Origin of the sequence: Massilia sp. CFBP 13721 (assembly GCF_014842025.1) — a bacterium.
GTDB lineage: Bacteria > Pseudomonadota > Gammaproteobacteria > Burkholderiales > Burkholderiaceae_D > Telluria.
Map to the genome: position 1 here is coordinate 1 of NZ_JACYUY010000072.1, position 460 is coordinate 460.

General features: G+C 53.9%; 1 rRNA gene. It reads right to left on the reverse strand.

The features are described 5' to 3' along the window. A 16S ribosomal RNA gene (locus IFT60_RS26210) occupies nucleotides 1–449 on the reverse strand; the annotation flags it as partial. Nucleotides 450–460: the final 11 nt, after the last annotated feature.

The following is a 460-nucleotide window of genomic DNA, read 5'->3' on the forward strand; positions in this document are numbered from 1 at the left end:
ACCGTTTCTTCCCTGACAAAAGAGCTTTACAACCCGAAGGCCTTCTTCACTCACGCGGCATTGCTGGATCAGGCTTGCGCCCATTGTCCAAAATTCCCCACTGCTGCCTCCCGTAGGAGTCTGGACCGTGTCTCAGTTCCAGTGTGGCTGGTCGTCCTCTCAGACCAGCTACTGATCGTCGCCTTGGTGAGCCTTTACCTCACCAACTAGCTAATCAGATATCGGCCGCTCCAGGAGCACAAGGCCTTGCGGTCCCCTGCTTTCATCCTTAGATCGTATGCGGTATTAGCGTAACTTTCGCTACGTTATCCCCCACTCTTGGGTACGTTCCGATATATTACTCACCCGTTCGCCACTCGCCGCCAGGTTGCCCCGCGCTGCCGTTCGACTTGCATGTGTAAAGCATGCCGCCAGCGTTCAATCTGAGCCAGGATCAAACTCTTCAGTTTAATCTCTGTTT